Consider the following 24,675-nt stretch of genomic DNA (forward strand, 5'->3'; position numbering starts at 1 on the left):
ATGGCATCTACAAACGGCTGAGTAGGGAAGACCTCAGCCGTTATCCTCTTTTCTGGTTCTAAGCAATAACTCCTGCGGCCTTAATGATGCCTCTCGGCGCGCCCTTGATCTCCAAATCGTTATCGCGGAAGAACTGGTGGAATCGCTTGGCGAGTACTCGACGATTAGCGTCATACTCTTCCGCATTCCAGCTTTCTAAAATCATTGCGATTTGATCCAAAGTGATGCCGTCTTTATAGTCGCGGACATCAACATGCGGAATCTTCATGGTTTGGCACAGTTCTAATGTACGCGAATCAATACAAATACAAATACTTGGCACGCCTCCTTGAATACCAGCCATGACACCGTGAATGCGTGTTCCAACCACTACATCATATTGATTCATTTGAGTTAACCATTCCGGTACACTCGTATATGCGTATGCCCACGTACGGAACCAGTTCTTGAACTCATCGTCGGTGAGCGCAGGCAACAAATAAGCTTTGTGAGCAGCCAAGCTGTCTTTCGTTAGCTTGTCGAACTCACCTTTGAAAAGACGCAACATATCGAGCGGGGCTTGGCAGACATAGATCCCCTGAGTCGATTCAACTAGAGAAATAAGCGACTGTTCTAATGCCGGCAGACGGTTCGACGGTGTGCCAGCGGTAACAGCAACGCGACGAAGCCCGCGTGACTTCCACTTTTTTCGGATGTCCTTTCCGAGTTGGATAGACGGGTTGATGAAATTCGAAGGACATCCAGTCACGACGCATTTCTCAGCCAATCCTTTTTTCGCAATTGCGTCAAAAGTTGCTTGCCCCCGAAGAGAAATATTTGGACGGTCGCTTGCAGACTTGCCGGATACCACGCGTAACCATTCCCAAGAGCCTTCTGGAATTGCGTCGATGTCGATGCCGGAAATTGGCGCTTGCGCTCCTAAACCCACACCTACCATGGGGATAGGAACCGTTCGGAACGTCTCGGCAAGTTTGCCAAGATCAACGTGGGGTCCGAGCCAATTAGCGAGTGGAACCACCAATCGGTCGGACTCCGGCTTAAGGTGAGACAAGTCAGCTCCCCAAGGATTAGAGTGCGGACCAACCTCCAAAATACGCGAAATCGCATGGCAAAACACAAAATTACCCGTGTTAGCGCCACTTTGCTGTGAGAGCTCATCTGCATTAAGAAATGCCGCATCAGGTACGTATGATGAAATTCCATAAAGATGGGCACTCATCCCCGCCGAAGCGTTTGCACCTACGCCTGCGCCAATCTTACGTGCTGGCTCGCGAGGCACCCGCGCGGCAGCACGGTTTGTAATTAAGAAACGATCAACAACTTCTTCGAGCACTAGGTCGGGGTTGAAAGATTCAATAACTTGCTCATCAAGATTTCGTGTCCAGATAAACAATGACTCAGCAAAGTGCTCGCTTAAGAATGGAATCATCCAGTCCGCATACGAGTCTCTAATGATGATCGCACGAGGAAGATTGCCTGCCTCGGCCTTTTTATACAGACGCGTCGGACGTGTTGCGGAGAGGCCTTTATATTGATGTTCGACAATTTCGCGTGCAGTAACCTGGTACTCAACTCCAATAGCAGCCTGCGACTGTGCGATCACTGGACGCTCGGCAGCCTCAATATAAATCCCGTTAACATAATCAAGGCGCTCTTTCAGCGACAAGTCGCCTGTGCCTTCTGGTCCCCAGATGAGCTGGAATTTAGACTCATCGAATTCCGGCACTTGTGGAAACTGAGCGCGGACATGACGAATGATTTCTGCGGACGCAATCATTGCACCAAGATAATTCCAATGCGAATCATTCATGTAGCAGAGCTGACCACGACTCTTGCTTTTCAGCAAAACAGAGCAAAAATCGATAATTGGGGCATCAAGAACAGGATTTACCGCCGCAATGAATCTATCTCGTACTGTCGGAAGCTGGCTTGCTTTGACCCCTTCAGGAAGATACTCAGAATATATGTACTCTTTTCCTGGTGCGATTGCAAGGGCGTAATAAATGTTCCGGCTACGCAGATAAGCTTGACGTTTCTCGTACAGGTTCGCGTAATCTTCAAGGGTCTGCTCGCTCAGTTGCAACGTGCCAACATATTGCTCAATGCATCCGTTTGAATCATGGCACAAAAATAGCCATCCGTTTTTCCCGACAAGCGCAACGTCTAAGTGTTTTGCAGGAACAGTATTATTCTTCGGGAAAAACAAGGTTTTCGGCGCACCTTTTAGAATGTATTTTGACTTTGACTCGACAACAGTCACCTCGTGTTCCCGACCGTCTGCCACAAGTCCGGCCAGGCGAATGTTGTAAGCGTGGGCCGTTCCAGCGAATCCTGGATTTTTTGCCAAATCTTCGCGATATTCATTCGCGACAGCCGAGCACACTTCGACGCCATCTACCAATACGGTGACGGTTTGATAGTCGTGGACATTCGCCAAATTGACGATCCAGCCAGATACGACTTCTGAGTCGCATCGATCGACGTAACCAATTAGGCTGCTCGGCGGCAGCGCATTTGGTTTAACAATGGTAGAGTCAGACATATAATATTCTTCGTTCAAATTGGTTTAGGCTTGGATAGCAATCATCTCCGCTGGCAAACTCTTCTGCTATAGCAACTGAAGATTGCGTATCCTTTTTCTAGAAACGTGGACGGGATTTAACTCACGCGGCAAGATCTACGTTGTTATACAACCGCAGGTGCGCATTCACACAATCTTCTATGGTCGAGGCTGACGGAATTCCATCGATCAGCCGATCATACAGCCCATCTTCCAATACTGCTTTTTCAACTACAGAGGCTAAGGCAATGTGATCTCGCGCGCGATAATGAAGTCCGCTAATGCCATTTCTAACCTTCTCAGCCATACCTCCAATATCGGGACAGATCACAGGGCGGCCGTGAGCATACGCTTCTTGAATAACAAGTGGAGAGTTTTCCCACCAAACCGATCCCATCAATACCCAGTCCACCTCAGCCATGATGCGACCCATTTCATGTGGTTCATAGGCGCCGTGATAACGGATATGGCCTTTGTTTTCTTCCAACAACGCAGCAAACTTTTTTTGGTACTCAACCGGTTGGTTTTGCAGACCGGAGCCGAAAATATCGAGTGATACTTGGCGCTTCATTCTGGTAGGCAACTGCGCGAATGCCTCTAGTACCACATCGACGCCCTTAAAAGGATTAATCTGACCAAAATAAGCAAACCGTCCACGGACTTCGCCGGTTTTTATAGGCCGGGCTGGCAGTCGTTTTGCTCGCGGCAGGCCATTTTCAATTACCGAAATTCGATTTGCCGGGATACCCCATGCGATATAACGGTCACGCAAGAATTCACTTGGCGAAACGAACTCGTCGACGATATCAAAAAATGATTTAATGTACCGTTCACGTAGGAAGAACGTTTCCGGCGTTCGGTCCGGGAAACATTGCGCGCATTCTCGCGGGCTTGCTTGGTGACATAGTCGACCATCAGTCTTAACCATTTGACCACTATTCATGCAGATCGCGATGTATTCGTGCAAGGTCAGAATAATACGTGCATTGGGACAAATTCGCTTTGCCGCGCGAATCAACTCTAAACCAAGATGAACATAGTGATGGAAATGAATCACATCGGGACGAACCGTACGCAGCATTTCCGCGTAATCACTTTCGTCATCCAAGGCTAACCACGTCGTCAAATGCGGTATGTCCGCATTACCGGAAATCAAATATTCCTTTTTGTTCAACGAAGCAATGGGTGTACCGAGGTGCAATAATTTCTCTTCACCACGCGCTACAAACCATGCCTCGTTCTCCGGGGTCTCATCGATCCCTTTATACAGATAATACGCGGCGTATTCCCCTCCACCTTTGCTGAACGTCGGGTGCCCGTGACTGAAAACTAAAACTCGCATAATCAAACTTCCACTTTCGTGAGTTGGGTAGGATCGGCGATCTGGCCATCCCGAATTTTTCTATGAAAACGCCAGCCGTTAAATAGAGTGAGTAATTGCCGGTATCCGCTGATGCTTTCGAGATTTTGTGATTGCCGTTCCAAGTGCCACAGTTTTGCCTCGGGAACCAGCCAGAGACGCTTTCCCCGCTTGCGCAAAGCGAGGCAAAGATCACTGTCCTCGAAGTCTCCAATTACATACCCTTCATCTAAACCGCCTAACTCAAGATAGAGCGTCTTATCGAGCATGACGCATGCTGCAGTCAGCATTTGGCATTCGCGGGGAGTATCAGGACCGTTCCAAGGCTGACCTTTACCTGGATGAATATTTAAAATGAAGCCTGGAAGCCGTGCATCCTTTTTAGAAACCATTCCCGCATGCTGCACACTGTCATCGGCAAACTGCAACAGAGGGCCAACTGCTCCAGCGTCCGGCAACTGGTCAAGCGCTCCCTTTAACTTCGATACCCAGCCGTGGTTACGCGGCAGGACGTCTGAGTTAAGCAATACGACCGTTTCTCCTCGTGCACGGCTCACGCCTATATTGTTCGCACCTGCGAAGCCAAGATTGCAGTCATAAGACAATGTGCGGAAAGGCAGATTGAATACTGGGTAGTAGATCGTTGCCAGCTCGTTCGTCTCAGTAATGATTTTCGGATCATCGATTACATAGATCAGGTCGATATTCTTGAACTCGATGTCATCCGCAAAATGTGATAGTTGATAGCGAACGAAATCATACCGCCCATACAACGGAACAATCACCGAAACTTTGGGATTTTGCGGTGGTGCGCCAAACTGGCGTTCAACAATCGTGCCATCGAAAGTTGGTCGAGCCTGACTAATATTTTCAATAACCGGGCCAAGCTGTTGATCGAATAAGTCGAACAAATGAGTCTGAATCCGGTTTGGCGCCGGAACGCGCATTAGCAAATCCTTAATCAAGGGTAAGCCACTAATCTCCTCCTTCGACACCGGAATACTCAAGCACCTGCTTGTACCGTCCGTCAGACGAATCTCAAGTTGCGGTCTGTCGAGTTTATTGACGGGCGTCTTAATATGCGCAATAAAACCGCAGAATTCGCTGACGTCCTCGAACCGCCCCTGCAGCGAGCGCATGACATCTAGGCGCGCAAGCGGGAAGAACGAATCGGTAACGTCAAGTACCATCCCCTCAGACGCATGCAAACAGAGGGATTCTACTTTTCCTTTTCGGAAATAGCGCCACCCATAAATAAGCAAACCGTCTGCGCCAAGTGAAACGCCATGATCGATTGCGATTGCGCCAATACTCGTGTCATCAAACACATTGCTAAGCGCTTCCAGCGCCGCTACGATCTTAGGTTCACTAGGCGCATCCACCCAATTTAAGGGAGTCGAGCAGCGACGCAAACCCGATGATTCAGTCCACGAAAGAATTAACGGCTCGTTTATGGCGACTTCCGCAGTTAACTTAAAACCGAGTCCTTCAGCCGTTGAAAAACCAAAGTGTTTGGCAACGTCAGCGCGTGATGAGTTTTCACGACGCACCTCTACCTCTGCGACACCGGAAGCCACTGACAGCTGGATATCTGCGTTAGTCCATCCGTCGATGACCACTTTGGTACCACTACGTTGAACATTGTCAACTTTTAGGCGTTGTTGCACTGCCGAGCTAGCGCTACCTATCAAGATCGGCACAGTCTGGACATCGACGACGTTTGGCAAGGAAGACTTTTTTGCCTTTTTCTTAATTTTAAAAAAACTCATGGATTAAATTCAAGTTGGTTTTCTGTTGCGATGCGCCACCGCAATATTAAAACTGCAGCACTATTTAATTCTTTACAAAGCCGATACATTTTTCTTGGTTCAGCATTTTTTCTACCTCGGCGGCAATAACGAAATGAGCCGCACTGTTTGGATGTACACCATCGCCAGAGTCATACTGTGGCGCAAGACGCCCATCGCCTCCAGCAAGAGTCGTCCTCACATCAACGAAGCAAGTTCCAATGCTCTTGGCAAGGTGCTGATCGATCATGCGCAGTTTTTCAAGCTGGGCATCGCTTAGACTTCTTGGCTGGGTCGACATGACTATGACCGGCACGCTAGCGGCCAACGCTTTCGTACGAATCGACAAGATGTTGTTCACGGTTTCTTCCGTGCTGTAGCCAAGCGCCGTATCGTTGCTGGGATAGGAAACGATAAGCGCTACTGGTTTGCGCAACAGAGCTTGGTCGATATTTGCGGCAAGATTAGGCGAAGGGCGCCCCGATACCGCTGGCGCGGACGCACTTAGTCCGTGATATGTAACGCTCCCACCGACAGCAATATTGGCGAACTGTGCGCCACGCGACGCTGTTGCCGCCTGAAGCAGGTCAACCCAGCCCTTGCCTGCAGGTGCCCCCGCTCCCGCTGCCGTCGATGAGCCCATCACTACCCACGTACCACTGGAAATCTGAGCGACCGCCGGGGTAACGACAGACGCTGGAACAGTAGCGGAACCGGAAATTGGGTCACCGCCACCGCCACCGCCGCAACCAGACAGCGCAATTGCCAGCATGGTTAGCCAGCCTCTACGCCGCCCTAAGTATGTTGCTTTGTTGTTGCTCATCTGATTTTCAGCATGTCACAGTAAGGAAGGTTTTTCGGATTTGCTGAGGCCGCCTTGCGTGCAGCCAGCGCACGCGCACGTACGTCCTCTGTAGTGATGGCCATCTTGTCCGCCACTGCACTTGCGAGGACGAATCCGACACCTGGCGGCTCGATCATGAAACGTGCCGTCGTCTGCATGACCAGAAAGTCCGGCTTCTCATGCTGGACGATCGTCCGATCGACGTGCCCGGCGCTGTGCACGAACACGACACGGCCGAACAGCCGTTTCAGGTACTTCAGCATCGGATACGATGAGGAAGCGCCGAACACCAACAAACTGTGAGACCAAAGCGCATGCTCATCTTCGAAGACCAGCACACGACCGATATTCGCCAAGTTGTTGTCGAACACGGCGTTGCTAGCAGGCGGCGGCGCCTGCAGAAATTCCGTTGGCTCACTTACCGCAGGCGAAAGCTTACCGCCGAGGTCGCCTATAAACGGCATCGTGTAATACACATCCTGGGTCAGACTATCCTGCGACGCCTTGGCATCCAGTCCCAAGCGTGCTAGCAGCGCCAGCGTTGCCGCCAGCGCGCCACGGTCCGTCCAGTGGGTGTCGGTTTTGATGAACAGTGTTTCCTTGTTCGGCCGCGCGGCCAGCAACTGCACGGTGTCGAGCACACGGTGCTCTTCGCGGCACAAGCCAAGCACCTGCTCATGTACGGTCTTCTCGCCCTTTTGATGCGGATAGTGTTCTGGCAGGACCTGTTCCTTCGATGCCGCAATGACTAGCGCATGGGGTGCGGCTACGTCCTTGGCGATAGCAACACAGCCGTCGAGGTAAGCCTGCCACCGCTCCAGTCCGGCACCGTCCAGTTGCAGGCGCCCGGTGTACTGGTCAACGCTGCGATTGGTGTCATTATCGAGGAACAGCCAGCCGCCAGTCCCCCGAATAACCTGCATTTCTGCCCGCTTATTCTCGGTAGTCGCAACTGGTGTACTTTCCATCAACTGCACGTCACACAACCAGACGGTCTCGCCGTCCAGCTTGACGCCCAGCGTGAACGCCTGTGGCGCTTCCTTCAGATAGGCAATGAAGCCGCAGCGCAACTGGGGATGGCCGGACGGGTCAGCACCCAGCACGCGCTGGATCACGTCGGGACGGTCATTATTGAAGGGAATAGCGCACAACACCTCCTGCCCGCCCGTGATGAATCGCGCGAGCAGTTCGCCCCGCTCAACGCCGGCGTGAGCCAGCACCCATCCCTGCAGGTACAGGCCGCGCTCGGTGACGCGCGGCGCCTTGTCCTGCTGCGGAAAGTCCAACGCCCAGGCTTGCAGGCTCCCATCACGGGGCGGCAATTTCTTGATACTTGTGAAGTTGCTCATATTACTGCTCAAGCACGCCCTGCAAAGAAAAATCTTCGCGATGCCGCGTCAAGTTCGGGTTGTAATAAGGGTCATATCGGAGCTGTGCCGCCCAACGTCCTTCCATGACCGCGATCTCACCCAGGAAGCGCTGCCGCTTCTCCGGCGTTTCATCGCTGCCCCGGCTCACCGATTCATGGTGGTACAGCTCGGCAAACGGAGTCCACAGGTTGCGGTAACCCGCCTCCCTCACCTTCAGGCAGAAGTCCACGTCGTTGAAGGCAACCGGCAGGCCCGCCTCGTCCAGGCCGCCGACCTGGTCGAAGATCTCCTTGCGCACTAGCAGCACTGCCGCCGTCACCGCGCTGAGGTTATGGATCAGCCACAGGCGGCCGAAATAACCCGGCGAGCCCTTGGCGAAGTGGCGGTGGGAATGATTGGCAATCCCCCCCAGCCCGCAAATGACGCCGGCATGCTGGATGGTGTCGTTCGGGTAGTACAGCTTGGCGCCCACGCAGCCGATGTCGGCGCGCATGGCGTGGCTCATCATCTCGGTCAGCCATTCCGGGCTGATGACCTCGATGTCGTTGTTGATCAGGCCCAGCACGCTGCCGCGCGCCTGCCTGGCGGCGAAGTTGTTGATCGCCGAGTAGTTGAACGGCGCGTCGTAATGCAGCACGCGCGCCCTGCCGTCGGCCTCCAGCCGCGCCATGTAGGCCAGGGTCTGCGGGCAGGTACTCTGGTTGTCGACGATCAGGATCTCGTAGTTGCGGTAGCTGGTCAGGGCCAGGATCGAGTCGATGCAGGTCTTCAGCACCTGGTAGCCGTCGCGCGTCGGCACGATCAGGCTCGCCAACGGCGCCGGTTCGGGAAGCGCCCAGCTATGGCGGTAGATGCCCGGCGCGGTGACGCTGACCTTCACCGGCATGCCGAGGCCATCGAAATAGTCCTGCAGCGCGCGGCGGCCGGCGTCGCTGGCATACGATTTCTGCTCGTGGCCGCCCGCGGTCGAGCCGTCCGCCATGCGCCAGTGGTACAGCACCTGCGGGATGTGCACGATGTCGCGTGCGTCCTGCACGCGCGCCACGCAGCGCAGCACCAGGTCGTAGTCCTGGCTGCCTTCGTAGCCGGGACGGAAACCGCCGACGGCTTCCACCAGTTCGCGCCGGTAGACGCCCAGGTGCGAGAAGTAATTCTGCGAATACAGCAGGTCCGGAGAAAAGTCCGGCTTGAAGTACGGCGCGCAGCGCTGTCCCTCGGCGTCGAGCTTGTCTTCGTCCGAATACACCAGTTGCGCGGTCGGCCGTGCCTGCAGCGCCTTGGCCACCGCGTACAGTGCGTGTGCCGCCAGTTCGTCGTCATGGTCCAGCAGGACCACGAATTCGCCGCTTGCCAGCGCCAGCGCGCTGTTGCTGGCTGCGACGATATGGCCGTTGGCCGCGCGGTATTCCACCTTGATGCGCTCGTCGCGCTTGGCATAGTCGCCCAGGATGGTGCGTACCGAGGGTTTCGGCGACGCGTCGTCGGCGATGCACAGTTCCCAGTGCGGATAGCTCTGCTCCAGCACGCTGTCCAGGCAGGCGCGCAGCATGTCGGGATCGGTATTGTAGGTGGGGACGACGATGGAAAGGCGCGGCTTCCAGTCCCATGCCGCGATCTCTTCCCGTTGCTGGTCCGGCGACGGCAGCTGCGGCTGCTCGGTGTGCTCGATCCAGTCGGCGTAGGACACCAGCTCGCTGCCGATTTCGAACAGCTTGCAATAGTCGCTCCACAGCTGCTCGTCCGAATGCTCCCTGGCGGAGACCTTGCCGCTCTTGCGTGCATGCACGGGATGCTTGGACGCCAGTTTCTGCAGCAGGCGCTTGCGCGCGAAGGCGTCCGCAACCTTCACCAGGCGCAGGTGCTGCAGCACGAAGCCGCCGGGCGCCGCCACCGGGTCGAAACGCAGGCGCGCCGGCTTCGGCAGGTAGACCAGGCGCTTGCCGAGGCGGTCCGTATGCAGGCGCAGCGGCATCGCGTTGGCTTCGGATTCGCCTTCGCCGGTGTCCGGATAGAGCTTCACTTCCACCCAGGCGGTCGGCAGGTGCAGCCTGGCCTCGAGCATGTACCAGCCAGCCGGCACCTTGTGGCCGAGCCGGAAGTGCGGGTCGCTGCCGAGCGAATCGAAGCGGCCGTTGCCGTGCGCAGCCAGCTGGTGAGCGGGCACCCAGTCCTTTGCCGTAAAAAGCGGCCAGGCTTTCCTGAGCAGGGACGAAGCGCTGCCGCCCACACTCTTCTTCAAGTGCCTGAGCGGTTTCGCGACAAGCTTGACCAGCTTCATGCGCTGAAGACCTCTGCGTTGGCAAACGCCACGCCCGCCGCATCCTTCGCCGACAGCGACGGCGTGCCGCCGATCGGCCAGGCGATCGCCAGCTGGGGATCGTTCCAGGCGATGCAGCGTTCGTGCTCGGGCGAATAGTAGTCGGTGGTCTTGTACAGGAACTCGGCCGATTCGGACAGCACGACGAAGCCGTGCGCGAAGCCTTCCGGCACCCACAGCTGGCGCTTGTTCTCGGCGCTCAGCACTTCCCCGACCCACTGGCCGAAGGTGGGCGAACCCTTGCGCAGGTCGACGGCGACGTCGAACACGCTGCCGGCTACCACGCGCACCAGCTTGCCCTGGGGCTGCTGGATCTGGTAATGCAGGCCGCGCAGCACACCGGCCGACGACTTCGAATGGTTGTCCTGCACGAACGCCACCTGGCGGCCGACGGTTTCCTCGAAACGGCGGTGGTTGAAGCTCTCGAAGAAGAAACCGCGGTCGTCGCCGAACACGCGCGGTTCGAGCAGGAGGACGTCGGGAATGGCAAGGCGAGTGGTGTTCATCAGAAAATGGTCTCTTTCAGGATGCGAGAGAGATACTGGCCGTAACCGTTCTTTTTCAGCGGTTCGGCCAGCACTTCGAGTTGTTCGGCGCTGATCCAGCCCTTGCGGAAGGCGATCTCCTCCGGACAGGCGACCTTCAGTCCCTGGCGGTGCTCGAGCGTGGAAATGAACAGGCTGGCCTCGAGCAGCGATTCGTGGGTGCCGGTGTCGAGCCAGGCGTAGCCGCGGCCCATGATCTCGACGTGCAGCTTGCCCTGCTCCATGTAGATGCGGTTCAGGTCGGTAATCTCGAGCTCGCCGCGTGCCGAGGGCTTGAGCGAGCGGGCGATGTCGACCACCTCGTTGTCATAGAAATACAGCCCGGTCACCGCATAGTGCGAGCGCGGCGCGGCCGGCTTTTCTTCCAGGCTGAGCGCCTTGCCGGCGGCGTCGAACTCGACCACGCCATAGCGTTCCGGGTCCTGCACGTGGTAGGCGAACACGCTGGCCCCGTGGGCGCGGTCGGTGGCGCGCTCGAGCAGCTGGTTGAAGTCGTGGCCGTAGAACAGGTTGTCGCCCAATACCAGCGCCGACGGGCTGCCGTCGAGGAAGCGCTCGCCGATGGTGAAGGCCTGCGGCAGGCCGTCCGGCGATGCTTGCACCGCGTACGACAGGTTCAGGCCCCAGCGCTCGCCGTTGCCGAGCAGCTGCTCGAAGCGCGGCGTGTCCTGCGGCGTCGAGATGATCAGGATGTCCTGGATACCGGCCAGCATCAGCGTGCTGAGCGGGTAGTAGATCATTGGCTTGTCGAACACCGGCAGCAGTTGCTTCGAAATGGCCAGCGTGGCCGGATGCAGGCGCGTGCCGCTGCCGCCGGCAAGAATGATGCCTTTACGTTTCATAGTTTCCCCTGCTCCGCCAGCTCGGCGATCAAGCGATTGACATGGTGCCGCCAGTCCGGCAGCTGCAGGCCGAAGGCCGCACGGAAACGCTCGGTCGACAGGCGCGAGTTGCGCGGCCGCGCCGCCGGCGTCGGATAGGCTTCGGTAGCAATCGGGTTCACGTTCTGCGGCAGCGCCTTGAGCGCGGCGCCGTGCCCGAGGGCCTGCTCCAGCACGTGCTGGGCATAGCCGTGCCAGCTGGTCGTGCTGCCGGCCGCCAGGTGGTAGGTGCCGGACAGGGCCGCCGCGTCCCCACCGAGGCCGGCGATGCGGTACAGCGCCAGCGCCGTGGCGTCGGCCAGCAGCTCGGCGCTGGTCGGCGCTCCGTACTGGTCGGCGATGACGTTGAGCTGGTCGCGCTCGCGCGCCAGGCGCAGCATGGTCTTGGCGAAGTTGCCGCCGCGCGCCGCGAACACCCAGCTGGTGCGCAGGATCAGGTGGCGCGCGCCGCTCGCGCGGATGCGCTCTTCGCCTTCGCACTTGGTGCGGCCATACACCGACAGCGGATTGGTCGCGTCGGTCTCGACCCAGGCGCCGTCCTTGCTGCCGTCGAACACGTAGTCGGTCGAGTAATGGACCAGCCAGGCGCCGAGGGCCGCGGCTTCCTCGGCCAGCACGCCGGGGGCCACCGCGTTCACCAGGTGCGCGGTCTCGGCGTCGCTCTCGGCCTTGTCCACGGCGGTGTAGGCCGCCGCGTTCACGATCACGTCCGGCGCGAAGCCGCGCACCCAGGCGCGCAGCGATTCGGGCTGCGAAAGGTCCGCCTCGTCGCGGCCCAGCATGCGCACCAGGCCGAGCGGCGCGAGCGCGCGCTGCAGCTCCCAGCCGACCTGGCCGTCCTTGCCTAACAGGAGTATCCTCATTTCGTGTACTGCCTTTCCACCCACTCGCGGTAGGCGCCGCTGCTCACGTTATTCACCCAGGCGCCGTTCTCCAGGTACCACAGCACGGTCTTGCGGATGCCGGTCTCGAAGGTCTCGGCCGGACGCCAGCCCAGTTCGCGCTCGAGCTTGCCGGCATCGATGGCGTAGCGGCGGTCGTGGCCCGGGCGGTCTTTTACAAAAGTCATCTGGGTGGCGTACGACTGGCCGTCGGCGCGCGGGCGCTGTTCGTCCAGGATCGCGCACAGGGTGCGCACCACGTCGATGTTGGCCTTCTCGTTGCAGCCGCCCACGTTGTAGGTCTCGCCCAGCTTGCCGCTTTCCAGCACGCGGCGGATCGCGCTGCAGTGGTCCGTCACGTACAGCCAGTCGCGGATCTGCTGGCCATCGCCGTAGATCGGCAGCGGCTTGCCTTCCAGCGCATTCTTGATCACCAGCGGGATCAGCTTTTCCGGGAAGTGGAACGGGCCGTAGTTGTTCGAGCAGTTGGTCGTCAGGACCGGCAGGCCGTAGGTGTGGTGGTAGGCGCGCACCAGGTGGTCCGAGGCGGCCTTGCTGGCCGAGTACGGGCTGTTCGGCTCATAACGGTTGAGCTCATTGAATGCCGGCGCGTCCTTCTCGAGCGAGCCGTACACCTCGTCGGTCGACACGTGCAGGAAACGGAAGGCCGCGCGGGCCGCCTCGTCCAGGCCGCCCCAGTAGGCGCGCACCGATTCGAGCAGGTTGAAGGTGCCGACGATATTGGTCTGGATGAAGGCGCCCGGGCCTTCGATGGAGCGGTCGACATGGCTTTCGGCGGCGAAATTCAGCACCGCGCGCACCCCGTGCTCGGCCAGCAGGCGCGCCACCAGTTCGCGGTCGCCGATGTCGCCCTGCACGAAGATGTGGCGCGCGTCGCCCTGCAGGCTGGCCAGGTTCTCCAGGTTGCCGGCATAGGTCAGCTTGTCGAGGTTCACCACCGGCTCGTCGCTCTGCGCGAGCCAGTCCATCACGAAATTCGAGCCGATGAAGCCGGCGCCGCCCGTTACGAGAATTGTCATTTCAGTCGATTCCTAGTATTTGTGTTCTTTGTCGCCCGGTGATTCGCCGGGCAGGTGGGTGCGGGTCAGAGGCCGATCACGACGCCTGCCGCCACCGCGATTTGATAAATGATCTGGGTCATGTCCTTGAAGATCTGGCGCGACTTCACGTCGACCTTCGGCAGCACCAGGATTTCGTCGCCGGCGCGCAGCGCCGTGCTTTCCGTGCCTTCTTCGAAGCTGCCGTCGCGGTGGGCGATCACGACGCGCGAGCTTTTCGCGTTCTGGGTATAGCCGCCGGCGCGGGCGATGTAGTCCCCTACCCTGAACTTGCCATCAAAGGCCACCGCGTTCGGGAACAGCACTTCGCCACTCACCAGCACCAGGCCGTCGCGCGACGGGATGCGGATCACGTCGCCGTTCTCCAGCAGCAGTTCGTCGCGCCCGCTCGCGCTGGCGATCAAGACCTGGCCGCTCGGCTCGACCTTCCTGGCGCGTTCCACCCACTGCAGGATCAGGTCGGCTTCGCCCTTGCGCAGGGCCGCTTCGTCGTTGGTGCCGCTGCGCGCGGTCAGCACGGCCGATTCCAGCGAACGCATCGAGGTCTGCAGCATCTGGCGCTGGCGCTCGCGCACGCTGTGGCGGAACAGCTGCACGCTGGCGCGGTCCGACATCTCGGTGAAGCGCACCTGCCCCAGCAGGGCGCCGACGCGCGAGCCGTACGGCAGCACGAATTCCTGCTGGCCGGCGTGCTCGCCTTCGACCCGGACCGTGATCGTGCCGGGCTTCTTGTCGGCCGTGAATTCGACGTCGTCGCCATTGGCGACGCTGACCTGGCGCGCCTCGGCCAGCGGGTAATAGTCGGTATTGCGCACCGTGCCGGTGTTGCGCACCACGCGCACGTGGGTGGCGGCGGCGGCCGGCTTGGCCAGGCGCGCCAGTTCGTCGATCGTCAGCGCGGGGCCGGCGAACTCGAAGCGCTTGGCGTTTGCCGCCATGCCGCCCACCCGCACCGTGTTCTGGCGCGGCGTCACGAAGATCACGTCGCCGTCGCTGAGCTGGATCTGCGGGATCGTGCCGTCGAGCAGGAAGTCGTACAGGTTGACCGTGGCGCGCACCTGCGTGCCGCGCTTGACCTGCACCATCAGGAAGCTGCCGCGCTCGGTATCGATGCCGCCGGCCTGGTCCAGGTAGTTGAGCAGGCTGTCCATGCTGGTGCCGTTGTACATGCCGGGACGGTTGACGAAACCGCCGACGAAGATGCGCACCGGCTGGGCCGTGGCCAGGCTGGCGTAGCCGGACACGTTGGCGCGGAATACCTGGCGCATGGCGCGCTCGAGCGTGCCCTGCAGCTCGCGGTTGCGCACGCCGGCCAGTTTCACCGGGCCGAGCTGGGGAACGAACAGGTTGCCCTGCGGGTCGACCACCAGGGTGCCCTCGAAGGTGTAGCCGCCCCACAGGCGCACCTGGATGCGGTCGCCGATGGTGATCAGGTAGTCCGGGTTGAACTGGGTCGCTCCGCCCAGCGCGAAGCTGCCCGAGAACAGCGAGGCGCCGAACACGTCGCTGTTGCGGTTGGCGCTGTAGTCGTAGTGCTGCGGCGCCTGCAGCGCCACCGGGGCATCGACGGCCGGGGCGGCGCCCTGCTGCTGCATCTGCTGCATTGGCTGGACTTGCGCTCCGGCGGCCGGCTGTGAAGCGCCCGCCTGCTGCGCAGCGGCGACTCGGGCCAGCATCGCCGGCGTCATGCCGGCCGGCGCCTGGGCGATGGCCGAAGCGCACGACAGCAGCGCGGCCAGGGTGGTCAAGCAGGTAACGATATGACGGAACATGTTAATCCTTGTGGTCGCGGACGATCGCCGCGAGCAGGTGGACGACACCGGCCAGCAGCAGGATCGTCAGCACCGATACGATGATGTTGTAGACGCGGCGCGGCTCGAGCGCCTGCTGCGGCAGGGTCGGGTTCTGCACCACCGAGACCTTCTTCAGGTTGCGGGTCGCCTCGACCCGCCCCTTTTCCAGCGCCACCAGCGCGGTCTTGTAGATGTCGTTGGCAAAGCCGGCTTCCATCTCGAGGCGCTGGTATTGCTCGACGGTGGTGTTGAGCGCCTTGCCGCTGGTCGAGGTCAGGCGCGCCTGCTCCTGCGCGATCTGCTTGTCGATGGCGCCGATCTGCAGGTCGACCTCGACCACCGCGGCCGCGTGCGGCTCGAGGTAGCCCAGCAGGGCCGTGCGGCGGGTCTGCAGCTCGGTGCGCTGGGCCTGCAGGCGCTCGACCACGCTGTTGAGCTGCTGGGCGCGGGTTTCGGGCGAGACCAGGCCGTGCGCGTTCTGGAAGCGCACCACCGCCTGGCGGGTCTGCTGGAAGCGCTCGGCCATCTGCGCCACCTGCTTTTCGACGAACGCGACCTGGTCGCGCGCCAGGCGGTGCGCCATCTCGTTCATCGCACGCTCGCCTTCCTGGACCAGGAAGGTGGTGATGGCCTGGGCGGTGCGGGCATCGAAGGCCTGCGCCTTGACCACCAGCACGCCGGAATACTCGTCCAGCTCCACGCTCACGCGCGACAGGTAGTATTCCAGGAACCGTTCGTCCGGCACGTCGGCCGCCCACATGCGCGACAGCGGGTCGCGCGCGCCATCGCTGTAGTGGGCGCGCAGGTTCAGCTTGGCGTCGAGCTTGCGCAACATGTCCATCGACAGCAGGTAGTTGCGCAGCAGCAGCTCGTCGCTGCGGCTGCCGTTCACGCTGCCCAGCAGCGAGCTGAAATCCATCGTCTGGCTGCCCGCCAGGTCGGTGCGCTGCACGATCACGTTGGCCTGCGATACGTAGCGGTCGGAGGCAACCACGCCCCAGTAGGTGGCGGCTGCCGCGCAGGCCAGCGCGGCCACGCCGAAGATGCCGCGCTTGCGCACGGACGCGAACAGGCCGCGGGCACGCTTGCCGGCGCGCCCCAGCGGTGACCCTGGCGCCGGCGGCGCCACCGGCGTGACGGCGTCTTCGTTGATGCGGTCATTCATACAGCTATGCTTTCCTTGTAGTGTTTCAGGGCATCGTTGATATCGTCGAACCAGTGCGCGCGCCCTTCGTGCAGCCAGATGCCGGCCTTGCAGAATTCGCGCAGGGTGCTGTCGCTGTGCGAGACCATGATGAGGCTGGCGCGGTCGGCCAGGCCCTTGAATGCCTTGTTGGCCTTGCCGCGGAATGCAGCGTCGCCGGTCGAGGTGACTTCGTCGGAGATGTAGACGTCGAAATCGAAGGCCAGCGACATCGCGAACTGCAGGCGCGATTTCATCCCGGCCGAATACGTCTTGACCGGCTCGTCGAACGAGGCGCCGATTTCGGCGAAGTCCTGCATGAAGGCGATGCGCTCGGCCATGTCGTGTTCGTGGCCGTGGATGCGGCAGACGAACTTGGCGTTCTGGCGTCCCGACAGGGAGCCCTGCAGCCCGCCGCCGAAACCCATCGGCCAGGACACGCGGCACTGGCGCTCGATCCGGCCGCGGCTCGGCGTGTCGGTGCCGCCGACCAGGCGCAGCAGGGTCGACTTGCCGGCGCCGTTGCGGCCGACCAGGCCCACGCTGACGTTGCGCGGGATCGTGAACGAGACCCCCTGCAACACCCATTTACCGGGGCCGCGCTCGGTACGGTAGCGCTTGTGAACGTCGTCGACGATGATCATTGGCTCACCAGGCGGTTGGCAAAGCGCACGTGCAGCGCCAGCCCGAGGAAGACCAGCACCAGCGCCCAGCCATACAGGTAGGCCAGGCTCAGCGTGGAGATCGTGTGGTAGTACGGGGCGAAGGCCAGGCGCGCCGCTTCCAGGCCATGCACCAGCGGATTGAGCGCCAGCCAGCTGCGATACGGCTCCGGGATGGCGCCGATCTGCACCATCACGCCCGACATGAGATACAGCGGCATCATGATCATGCTGAGGATCTTGCCCAGTTCCGGGATCAGTTCGACGGCCACCGACGCCATCAGCCCGTAGCCCAGGCCGACCAGCCACAGGCCGAGCAGCGCGCCCATCAGCTCCAGCGGATCCGCCGGGGCGACCCGGTGGTCCAGCAGGGCCAGGATGACGACGGCCAGGCTAATGACCAGCAGCATGAGGAAGCCCTCGCTGGCGGCGCGCACGAGGACGGTATCGACCGGCTTGACCTGGCGATAAGTGAACAGTGCGCGGTTGGCGCCGATGGCGTTCGCGCACTGGTTGGCGGTGCGGCGGAACAGGAAGAAGGACAGCATGCCGATCGTCAGCCAGACCGTCACGTCGATGCCCCCGACCGCCGTCACCCGCACCAGCGTGAACATGGCGAGCATGAAGAACACGTGCACCATCGGCTCGACCAGCAGCCACACCCATGCGGCGCGTCCCGCCGACAGGCGGTTCACGGTTTCGCGCAGGAACAAGGCATTCCACGTCGAATAGAGTACGGAAAGACCCGGGCGGGACAGGGCAGTCATGGCAAATCCAAGTGGTGCTGCGAAGGCGGCAGCGGAAGACCATGCACGCTCGACGACAGCGTGCGGGAGTAATGGCTATTTGACGTTCACAATCCTGCAATCGTGCTAACGAAAAGTCGATCAATTGCAGGCAAACAGGGATTGTAGTCGAAGAAAAATATTTGCTCTAGGTATTAGATCGGTGAACTTTTTTGCCGATATTGCCGTCATTACAAGCTAAAACACCGGTTTATAGCCAATTTTACAAATACTTGGTACAAATGTTTATCGTTTGCAATCAAAGGAAGGGTTTCCAGCATTTTTTGTTACATTTAGTGATAATCCAAAGTGAAATTTTATGCGGTGGCATGAATCGTTTGCCATCATCGTTTTCATTTAGTCAAGACAAAAAAAATTCCACTGGGAAAGCAAAAACTTGTGTTCTTGTTGTATCTGAACAACGGTCACGACTGTTTCCGTTTCTGGCCCAAGCGCCCTCTTCCATAAGGTTCAGCCGTGCAAATAGGTGCTTGCAAGTTGGGCGTCCAAAAAAGACGGCGACAGGCATGCGAAAGGTGCGCATGCGTATCGCATCTTCTTGACTATTCTTTATTTTCGTGGCAGACGACACGGACGAGACGGGTGGTACGCAGCGTGTGCCGCACTGCACGCGCGGCAACAAGCTGGCAAAGGCGGCCTAGCAAGTGGCGTGCGGCTACGGACGCTGGACGGCCGGGCCGTCAACTGGCGGCGCGGCGCGCCGGCTTGACGTCGAACTCGTCGCTGGGCGCGGCGAAGACCGGCTTGGCCGGCACGGCATGACGCGAGCGGGCGCTCCGGCGCCCAAGGAGGGCGACCAGGGCATAGACGAGCACGTACAGTGCGAAGCTGATCGACACCGCCTGGATCAGCAGGAAGGGGTTGTCGGCAAAGCGTACCGCGGAGACGGCAGGCACGATGGCCAGCGCCCAGGATACGGGTGACACCGAGGCATTGCGCAGCGGTGCCGGCAAGGCCCGGAAATACCGCGCCGCGATGGCGGTCTTGATCAGGCTGTGCAGGTGGCGGCTGTCGGGCAATCCCGGATGGCGCCGGCACCAGATCCGGCGCAGGATCGAAAACACGGTCTCGAACACCGGATAGCCGCAGGCCAGCAGCGGCGCCCATGGCGACACGCCCGGGTTACGGTAGACCAGCATGACCGACAGCCAGGCCAGCAGGAAGCCGAGCAGATAGGCACCGCCGTCACCCAGGAACAGCTTGCCGAACGGGAAATTCACAACAAAGAAACCGGCGGTGACCGCGCATACGACGAAACAAAGCTGTGCCAGCGCAACGTCGCCGGCGCCCTGGGCGATCAGCCCGAGCGCGACCAGGCCGATCAGCACAGTGCCGCTGGCCAGGCCGTTGAAGCCGTCGATGATGTTGACCGCGTTGGCCACGCCGCCGACCGCGAAGGCGGTAAACAGGACGGAGAACGGCAACCAGGCCAGCAGCGTGTCGAGTGGCGCGATGCCGCTGTGCAGCAGGCTGACGCCGGTCAGTGCCCAGCAGCAGACACCGCTGGCCATGGTGGCAAGCAGGCGCGCGCGCACCGAGACATTGCGGGTGAGGTCTTCGGCCAGGCCGAACACGAAAGCGGGCATCGCCGCGACCAGCACCGGCAGCAGCAGTTCCTGCAGCGCTTCGGGCAGCACGCCCAGCGCCAGCCACAAGCCGAGCATGATGGCGGCGCCGCCCACGCGCGGGGTGGGCGTAATGTGGAACTTTTGCACGCCGTGCGTAGCGTCCAGCGAATAGCGCCCGTGCCAGCGCGTCGTCAGGACGAGCAGCAGCGAACAGGCGAGCGACACGGCGAAACCAAGCTCGAGGCCGGCGAATGGCAGATTAGTAATACTCATAGAACCACTTTGTTAACTCGTCAATTCTATCGCATTTCGATTTGGCCAACTATTAATAGTGTTACAACCTGTTTCCGCATGAGTGACGCAAGTCCCTGATTGTCTTGGACAATCTGACGATTCTATGGAATTTGATATTCGCCAAGCAATCGCGCTTGAACTTCTCTACTATTTCCCGACAATTCGTGACATTTTTATTTGGAAATATTCTTAATGAACTGGAAACGGATGTTCCGGATATGCGGGAACCTTTCTTTTAGAATCCCTGTTTTATCTATCACGCATTGTTTCCCAATATTGATCGCGATGGCGGCCGGGACGGCTCATGCCCAATCGGCGTCCGAGCTGGCCGACCTGCGCAGCCGCCGGCTCGAGGCCGAGGCACGCCAGGCGCTCGCCGAAGCCGAGCGCGCCGAACTGCTGGCGCGCCTGCCGCCTGCCCAATCCAAGCCCCTGGCCGGCACGGTCGAGACCCGCGGGTTCGGCGCCGCCGGCCTGGTGCGTGCGGTCGACCTGGCACGCGAACTAGCGCGCGAACTCTGCACCCGCCTGCCGGCCGGACGCACGGCAGCGCTCTACGATCCGGCCGCCGCCCAGGGCATGGTGGCAGCGCGCACCGTGGACAGCGCCCTCGCCCGGCTGTCGAACGACATGGCCGACCGCAACAAGGCCCTGCAGCGCTACCTCGACACGCGCCGCCCGCCCGGCTCGAGCGCGGCCGCGCTGCCGCTGGCCGTGCTGGCGGCGGTACCGGCCACGGTGCGCGCCGGCGCCGACATCGCCGCCCTGCTGCGCAGCGACGTCACGGCGACCGCTATCGGCTACGGCGAAGGCGCGCGCAGCCTGTTCGCCAGCGCCCTGGCGCAAAGCTGCCCGGAGCGCGTGAGCGGCCTGGGCACCGGCTACCTGGGGGAACTCGACTGGGCGCGCTACGAAAAACTGCTCGGCCGCCTGCAAGCCCTGGCCGGCCACCGCGCCGCCTACGCCCAGCGCATCGCCGAACTGCAGGCGATGGCCGAGAACGCCAAGGGAGAAGAGAAAAAGGAATTGGCGGCGGTGGCGCAGGCGGCGCTGGCGCAGCTGAAGCTGGTGGATGCCTTCGTGGACTCGCTCAAGGCAGGCGAAGCGAGCGAGAAAAGTCCCTTGTTCAATACGGCGCGCTACCTCGGCTATGGCGAACGCACGGCCGGTTCCCTGGTGCTCGATGTCGACCTGCGGCTGGAGGGGCTGGGCATCGTGAAGGAGAACTTGTTCACGGGGCAGCACCTGCGGCTGTCGGGGGTTGCCATTCTGTGGTACCGGCTGCACGAGCCGGACGGGCGGCTGCTGGCGGCGGATGTGCTGCGCAGGATGGCGCGGCCGGTGGAGGTGGATTTGCGCGGATCGGGCGCGCCGGATGCATTCTGGTCGAATTAACGCTCCAGCCGCTTTACCGCCTGGTCGATCGCCCCGAAGATCGACCTGCCCTTCTCGTCCAGCATCTCGATGCGGATCGTGTCGCCGAAGCGCATGAACGGCGTGCTCGCCGCCCCATCCGCAATCATCTCCAGGCAGCGCTTCTCGGCGATGCATGAGTAACCGCGCAACGCATCCTTGTTCGAGACCGTGCCGGACCCGATGATGCTGCCGGCGCGCACGTTGCGGCTCTTGGCCAGGTGGGCGATCAGTTGCGGGAAGTTGAACACCATGTCGGTGCCGGCGTCCGGCTGCCCGACCAGGTGGCCGTTCCAGCTCGATCGCAACGGCAGGTGCACCTTGCCGCCGCGCCAGGCCTCGCCCAGCTCGTCCGGGGTGACCGCCACCGGCGCGAAGCTCGTCGCCGGCTTGGATTGCAGGAAGCCGAAGCCCTTCGCCAGCTCGTCCGGGATCAGGTTGCGCAGCGAGACGTCGTTCGCGAGCATCAACAGGCGGATCTGCCCGTGCGCCTGGTCCGGCGTCGCCCCCATCGGCACGTCGCCGGTGACCACCGCCACCTCGGCCTCGAAGTCGATGCCCCACTCCTCGTGCGCCAGCACGATGTCGTCCATCGGGCCGATGAAATCGTCGCTGCCGCCCTGGTACATCAGCGGGTCTTCCCAGAACGAGGCCGGCATCTCGGCATTGCGCGCGCGGCGCACCAGTTCGACGTGGTTGACGTAAGCCGATCCGTCGGCCCATTGATAGGCGCGCGGCAGCGGCGCCATGCACTGCTTCGGGTCGAAATCGAAGGGGCGGCGCGCATGCCCTTCCGCTTTTCCTTCGTTCAGCAACTGGTAGAGCTCAGCCAGCTGGGGCGCGATGAAGGCCCAGTCGTCGAGCGCGGCCTGCAGCGTGGGGGCGATGCCGTCGGCGACGTGGGCGGTTTTCAGGTCGCGCGAGACGACCAGCAATTGACCGTCGCGGGTGCCGTCGTTGAGCGTGGCGAGTTTCATGTAAGGCGGGCTCCTCCTGTTGGCGACCCGCCATTGTAATCGCGCCGGCCCGCCCTGCCGTCAATACCTGACCACCACGCCGGCGCCGATGCTGCGCTGGAAGTAGTTGTAGTCGATCAGGCTCTGGCCATAGCCCGAGAACCACTGCACATAACCCTTGAGCGGGCCGGCCAGCGGGAAGGCCCAGCCGAGCTGGGTCGCCCCCTTGTTGGTATGGAAGTTATGGCGCAGCATCGCCGAGAACTCGTGCCCGTCCACGCGGTACAGGCCGTTCAGTTCGGCGCGGCCCATGTAGTCGACGATGTCGGGGTTGTTGTCGTCCTCGATCGACTCGTTCAGCCGCTTCCACACGCGTGCCGTCATGGTCAAGGGGCCGCGCTCGAGGCCGACCTGGGCATAGATCCGGTTCCAGCTGCGCGACAGGGTCGAGGACTGGCCATTGGACTGGTGGTTGAGGCCCAAGTTGAGGAACTTCAGGTTGGCCCCGAGGAACGGGATGTTCAGCGGCGTCACCAGCATGATTTCGGGCTGGTAATTGGTCTCGCGGAACGGGCTGGACGCCTCGCGGTTGCCGGCCTGCCAGAAGCTGTTCTGGGTGTAGGCGAACCAGACGTCCACCGGCGATTCGAACGCGGTTTCGACCAGCTTCATCTTGAAGCCGAGCTGGTATTCGAGTTCGGCGTGCGACAGGTCGCCGGTGAAGTCGCGGGTGCGGAACGGTTCGTACGGGGCGTTGTTGGGACGGTAGGTACGGTTCGCGATCAGGTAGTTCGGGCGGTGCGGACGGAACACGAAGGTGCCGCGGCGGTGCTTGTCGCTGAGCTCCCAGTGGCTGTCCAGGCTGAATTCGTTGGCGGCCTCGACGACCGGGTCGACCGATGCCGCCGGGTTCGGCTGCGGCGTGGTCGGGAAGGCAGTCGGCTGCTGGCCGGGTGGGGCCGCGGCGACTTCCGGCGCCGGGGTGGCGGCAGCGGGAGCGGCCCCGTGCGCGGCGGCCAGGCGGTCGAAACAGGCAAGGCGCTGGGCGGTGTCGACGACCTGGGCGCAGCCGCTCAGTTGCTGGGGTAACTGTGGCGCTTGTTCTTGGGCGGTGGCAGGGAGGGACAGCAGGAGCGGCAGCAGTGCGGCAGGAATCTTCTTCAAATGCATGGGTTTTCTTCGAAACGGCTGAACGGCCGCCATGACATGGCGGATTGTCAACAGCAGTGTCGTGGAAAAGCCCGGTTTATGTCGCACGGCTTGCTGCGGTGCGGCGAAAACCTTACGGAACCAATAGATCCAGTTGCTCTTTTTCGAGGAAGCACCACTCGCCTTCTTCCAGCCCGAGCGATTCCAGCGTCAGCCCGCCGATCTGCGAGCGGTGCAGTGCGCTGCAGTGGTTGCCGGCCGCGGCCAGCATGCGCTTGACCTGGTGGTACTTGCCCTGCTCCAGCACGATCTCGAGCAGGTGCTCGCCGCGCTGCACGCACGAGACCGCCTTCAGGGGCGCGGGTTCGTCATGCAGCTGCACGCCCGCCAGCATCTGCTCCACCAGCGCCGCCGTCACCGGCTCGGCGGTGGTGGCCTGGTAGACCTTGGGCACGTGGCGCTTGGGCGAGGACTGGGCGTGGATGAAGGGGCCGTCGTCCGACATCAATAACAGGCCGGTGGTGTCATGGTCGAGCCGTCCGACCGGCTGCACGTCGCGCCATTCGAACTGTTCGGGCAGCAGGGTCAGCACGCCGGGGTGGTGGCTGGGCTTGCGCGAGCATTCGTAGTTGGCCGGCTTGTACAGCGCGACATACACGTGCTCGCGGTAGCGCCATTCTTCGTCGAAGACGGTCAGCACCAGGTCGGTGGTGTCGAAGCTGGCCTTGTAGTTGTCTTCGACCACACCATTGACCGCGACATCACCGTCTTCGATCAGGGCGCGGCAGTATTTGCGGGTGCCGAATCCCTGCGATTGCAGGATCCGGTCGAGGGAAAGTTTGCTCATGGGGCGCCACTTTAACAGAAGGGCCTGTCCCGGACAAAGCCACCCCCTGCCGTGAGGGAAGCATGATCCGGTTTCAAGGCCGTGACATGCGTAGGTTCATTTGACGAGCGTCAAGCCTAGGAAAATTCCGATTGATAGACTTCAACGCGTTAGGAATCCGCCTAACGGCCCGAGGAAATCTTTACTCTAGAGTTCACTCGCATCGACGATAGGACAACACCGTGCACACCGACACGCAAGCGACCGATGGACCGTCCCCCCTCCCTGCTAACCCCGTGGAGCGGCGACAGATTGCCCGATTTCACGCCTCCCTGTTCCCGACCCGGCTCGCCCTGGCCCGCTGGCAGCATGGGGTCCACCTGCCGCACCCGCATTTCGGG

Annotated in this window: 19 protein-coding genes; 1 reads left to right on the top strand and 18 read right to left on the bottom strand. The window is 61.0% G+C overall.

The annotated features are described in order from the left end of the window. Positions 1–58: 58 nt before the first annotated feature. The 15 genes from ACFFJK_RS14855 to ACFFJK_RS14925 all read right to left on the bottom strand — a co-directional run bounded on the left by ACFFJK_RS14855 (position 59) and on the right by ACFFJK_RS14925 (position 19,909). Positions 59–2,542: an alginate O-acetyltransferase AlgX-related protein gene (locus ACFFJK_RS14855; protein ID WP_379680150.1), complete on the bottom strand. Its 2,484-nt coding sequence runs from the start codon at positions 2,540–2,542 to the stop codon at positions 59–61. Between the two features lie 121 nt (positions 2,543–2,663). Next, positions 2,664–3,902: a glycosyltransferase family 4 protein gene (locus ACFFJK_RS14860; RefSeq protein WP_379680151.1), complete on the bottom strand. Its 1,239-nt coding sequence runs from the start codon at positions 3,900–3,902 to the stop codon at positions 2,664–2,666. A 2-nt stretch (positions 3,903–3,904) separates the two neighbouring features. Next, positions 3,905–5,689: a glycosyltransferase family 2 protein gene (locus ACFFJK_RS14865; protein ID WP_379680152.1), complete on the bottom strand. Its 1,785-nt coding sequence runs from the start codon at positions 5,687–5,689 to the stop codon at positions 3,905–3,907. A gap of 64 nt (positions 5,690–5,753) precedes the next feature. Beyond that, positions 5,754–6,530 carry an SGNH/GDSL hydrolase family protein gene (locus ACFFJK_RS14870; RefSeq protein WP_379680153.1) on the bottom strand — a complete coding sequence of 259 codons (777 nt, stop codon included), beginning with the start codon at positions 6,528–6,530 and terminating at the stop codon, positions 5,754–5,756. Further along, a complete protein-coding gene (locus tag ACFFJK_RS14875) occupies positions 6,527–7,900 on the bottom strand; it encodes an alginate O-acetyltransferase AlgX-related protein (RefSeq protein WP_379680154.1) in 1,374 nt (457 codons plus the stop codon). The genes ACFFJK_RS14870 and ACFFJK_RS14875 overlap by 4 nt, the downstream gene beginning before the upstream one ends. A 1-nt stretch (position 7,901) precedes the next feature. After that, entirely contained in the window at positions 7,902–10,160 is a 2,259-nt protein-coding gene (locus tag ACFFJK_RS14880) for a glycosyltransferase family 2 protein (protein WP_379680155.1), read from the bottom strand. Positions 10,161–10,195: 35 nt separating this feature from the next. Then, positions 10,196–10,744 carry a dTDP-4-dehydrorhamnose 3,5-epimerase gene (gene rfbC / locus ACFFJK_RS14885; protein WP_379680157.1) on the bottom strand — a complete coding sequence of 183 codons (549 nt, stop codon included), beginning with the start codon at positions 10,742–10,744 and terminating at the stop codon, positions 10,196–10,198. Continuing rightward, a complete protein-coding gene (gene rfbA / locus ACFFJK_RS14890; RefSeq protein WP_379680159.1) occupies positions 10,744–11,625 on the bottom strand; it encodes a glucose-1-phosphate thymidylyltransferase RfbA in 882 nt (293 codons plus the stop codon). Before rfbA ends, rfbC begins: the two co-directional genes overlap by 1 nt. Beyond that, positions 11,622–12,527, bottom strand: a complete 906-nt coding sequence (gene rfbD, locus ACFFJK_RS14895; protein WP_379680160.1) for a dTDP-4-dehydrorhamnose reductase — start codon at positions 12,525–12,527, stop codon at positions 11,622–11,624. The genes rfbA and rfbD overlap by 4 nt, the downstream gene beginning before the upstream one ends. Further along, a complete protein-coding gene (gene rfbB / locus ACFFJK_RS14900; protein ID WP_379680161.1) occupies positions 12,524–13,585 on the bottom strand; it encodes a dTDP-glucose 4,6-dehydratase in 1,062 nt (353 codons plus the stop codon). The genes rfbD and rfbB overlap by 4 nt, the downstream gene beginning before the upstream one ends. Positions 13,586–13,650: 65 nt before the next feature. Then, positions 13,651–15,396: a polysaccharide biosynthesis/export family protein gene (locus ACFFJK_RS14905; protein ID WP_379680163.1), complete on the bottom strand. Its 1,746-nt coding sequence runs from the start codon at positions 15,394–15,396 to the stop codon at positions 13,651–13,653. A 1-nt stretch (position 15,397) separates the two neighbouring features. Continuing rightward, entirely contained in the window at positions 15,398–16,582 is a 1,185-nt protein-coding gene (locus ACFFJK_RS14910) for a KpsE/RkpR family capsule polysaccharide export protein (protein ID WP_379680165.1), read from the bottom strand. Beyond that, positions 16,579–17,244 (bottom strand): ABC transporter ATP-binding protein, encoded by a 666-nt coding sequence (locus tag ACFFJK_RS14915; protein ID WP_379680166.1) that lies wholly within the window; start codon positions 17,242–17,244, stop codon positions 16,579–16,581. The genes ACFFJK_RS14910 and ACFFJK_RS14915 overlap by 4 nt, the downstream gene beginning before the upstream one ends. After that, the gene (locus ACFFJK_RS14920) at positions 17,241–18,029 is read right to left on the bottom strand and encodes an ABC transporter permease (RefSeq protein WP_379680168.1); all 789 of its coding nucleotides are present in this window, start codon (positions 18,027–18,029) and stop codon (positions 17,241–17,243) included. Before ACFFJK_RS14920 ends, ACFFJK_RS14915 begins: the two co-directional genes overlap by 4 nt. A gap of 719 nt (positions 18,030–18,748) precedes the next feature. Next, positions 18,749–19,909 (bottom strand): MraY family glycosyltransferase, encoded by a 1,161-nt coding sequence (locus tag ACFFJK_RS14925; RefSeq protein ID WP_379680169.1) that lies wholly within the window; start codon positions 19,907–19,909, stop codon positions 18,749–18,751. A 306-nt stretch (positions 19,910–20,215) separates the two neighbouring features. Here ACFFJK_RS14925 and ACFFJK_RS14930 point away from each other — a divergent pair, with 306 nt between their 5' ends. After that, positions 20,216–21,325, top strand: a complete 1,110-nt coding sequence (locus ACFFJK_RS14930) for a hypothetical protein (protein WP_379680563.1) — start codon at positions 20,216–20,218, stop codon at positions 21,323–21,325. Here the strand turns inward: ACFFJK_RS14930 and ACFFJK_RS14935 are convergent. From ACFFJK_RS14935 to ACFFJK_RS14945, 3 genes are all read right to left on the bottom strand, one after another. Further along, a complete protein-coding gene (locus ACFFJK_RS14935) occupies positions 21,322–22,320 on the bottom strand; it encodes a fumarylacetoacetate hydrolase family protein (RefSeq protein ID WP_379680171.1) in 999 nt (332 codons plus the stop codon). The two genes, ACFFJK_RS14930 and ACFFJK_RS14935, sit on opposite strands and share 4 nt — an antisense overlap. 60 nt (positions 22,321–22,380) lie before the next feature. Then, on the bottom strand, positions 22,381–23,469 hold the full coding sequence (locus tag ACFFJK_RS14940; protein ID WP_379680172.1) for a phospholipase A: 1,089 nt from the start codon (positions 23,467–23,469) through the stop codon (positions 22,381–22,383). 112 nt (positions 23,470–23,581) lie between these two features. Beyond that, on the bottom strand, positions 23,582–24,295 hold the full coding sequence (locus ACFFJK_RS14945; RefSeq protein WP_379680174.1) for a pseudouridine synthase: 714 nt from the start codon (positions 24,293–24,295) through the stop codon (positions 23,582–23,584). Positions 24,296–24,675: the final 380 nt, after the last annotated feature.

It is taken from the genome of Massilia consociata (assembly GCF_042432755.1).
GTDB lineage: Bacteria > Pseudomonadota > Gammaproteobacteria > Burkholderiales > Burkholderiaceae_D > Telluria > Telluria consociata.

Excerpts from the sequence above, each read along its gene's own strand:
- ACFFJK_RS14940 (WP_379680172.1), bottom strand. The coding sequence starts at position 23,469 with ATGCATTTGAAGAAGATTCCTGCCGCACTGCTGCCGCTCCTGCTGTCC.
- rfbC (WP_379680157.1), bottom strand. The coding sequence starts at position 10,744 with ATGAACACCACTCGCCTTGCCATTCCCGACGTCCTCCTGCTCGAACCG.
- ACFFJK_RS14855 (WP_379680150.1), bottom strand. The coding sequence starts at position 2,542 with ATGTCTGACTCTACCATTGTTAAACCAAATGCGCTGCCGCCGAGCAGC.
- ACFFJK_RS14910 (WP_379680165.1), bottom strand. The coding sequence starts at position 16,582 with ATGAATGACCGCATCAACGAAGACGCCGTCACGCCGGTGGCGCCGCCG.
- ACFFJK_RS14925 (WP_379680169.1), bottom strand. The coding sequence starts at position 19,909 with ATGAGTATTACTAATCTGCCATTCGCCGGCCTCGAGCTTGGTTTCGCC.
- ACFFJK_RS14865 (WP_379680152.1), bottom strand. The coding sequence starts at position 5,689 with ATGAGTTTTTTTAAAATTAAGAAAAAGGCAAAAAAGTCTTCCTTGCCA.
- ACFFJK_RS14930 (WP_379680563.1), top strand. The coding sequence starts at position 20,216 with ATGGCGGCCGGGACGGCTCATGCCCAATCGGCGTCCGAGCTGGCCGAC.
- ACFFJK_RS14935 (WP_379680171.1), bottom strand. The coding sequence starts at position 22,320 with ATGAAACTCGCCACGCTCAACGACGGCACCCGCGACGGTCAATTGCTG.
- ACFFJK_RS14875 (WP_379680154.1), bottom strand. The coding sequence starts at position 7,900 with ATGAGCAACTTCACAAGTATCAAGAAATTGCCGCCCCGTGATGGGAGC.
- ACFFJK_RS14860 (WP_379680151.1), bottom strand. The coding sequence starts at position 3,902 with ATGCGAGTTTTAGTTTTCAGTCACGGGCACCCGACGTTCAGCAAAGGT.
- rfbB (WP_379680161.1), bottom strand. The coding sequence starts at position 13,585 with ATGACAATTCTCGTAACGGGCGGCGCCGGCTTCATCGGCTCGAATTTC.
- rfbA (WP_379680159.1), bottom strand. The coding sequence starts at position 11,625 with ATGAAACGTAAAGGCATCATTCTTGCCGGCGGCAGCGGCACGCGCCTG.
- ACFFJK_RS14920 (WP_379680168.1), bottom strand. The coding sequence starts at position 18,029 with ATGACTGCCCTGTCCCGCCCGGGTCTTTCCGTACTCTATTCGACGTGG.
- rfbD (WP_379680160.1), bottom strand. The coding sequence starts at position 12,527 with ATGAGGATACTCCTGTTAGGCAAGGACGGCCAGGTCGGCTGGGAGCTG.
- ACFFJK_RS14905 (WP_379680163.1), bottom strand. The coding sequence starts at position 15,396 with ATGTTCCGTCATATCGTTACCTGCTTGACCACCCTGGCCGCGCTGCTG.
- ACFFJK_RS14945 (WP_379680174.1), bottom strand. The coding sequence starts at position 24,295 with ATGAGCAAACTTTCCCTCGACCGGATCCTGCAATCGCAGGGATTCGGC.
- ACFFJK_RS14870 (WP_379680153.1), bottom strand. The coding sequence starts at position 6,530 with ATGAGCAACAACAAAGCAACATACTTAGGGCGGCGTAGAGGCTGGCTA.
- ACFFJK_RS14915 (WP_379680166.1), bottom strand. The coding sequence starts at position 17,244 with ATGATCATCGTCGACGACGTTCACAAGCGCTACCGTACCGAGCGCGGC.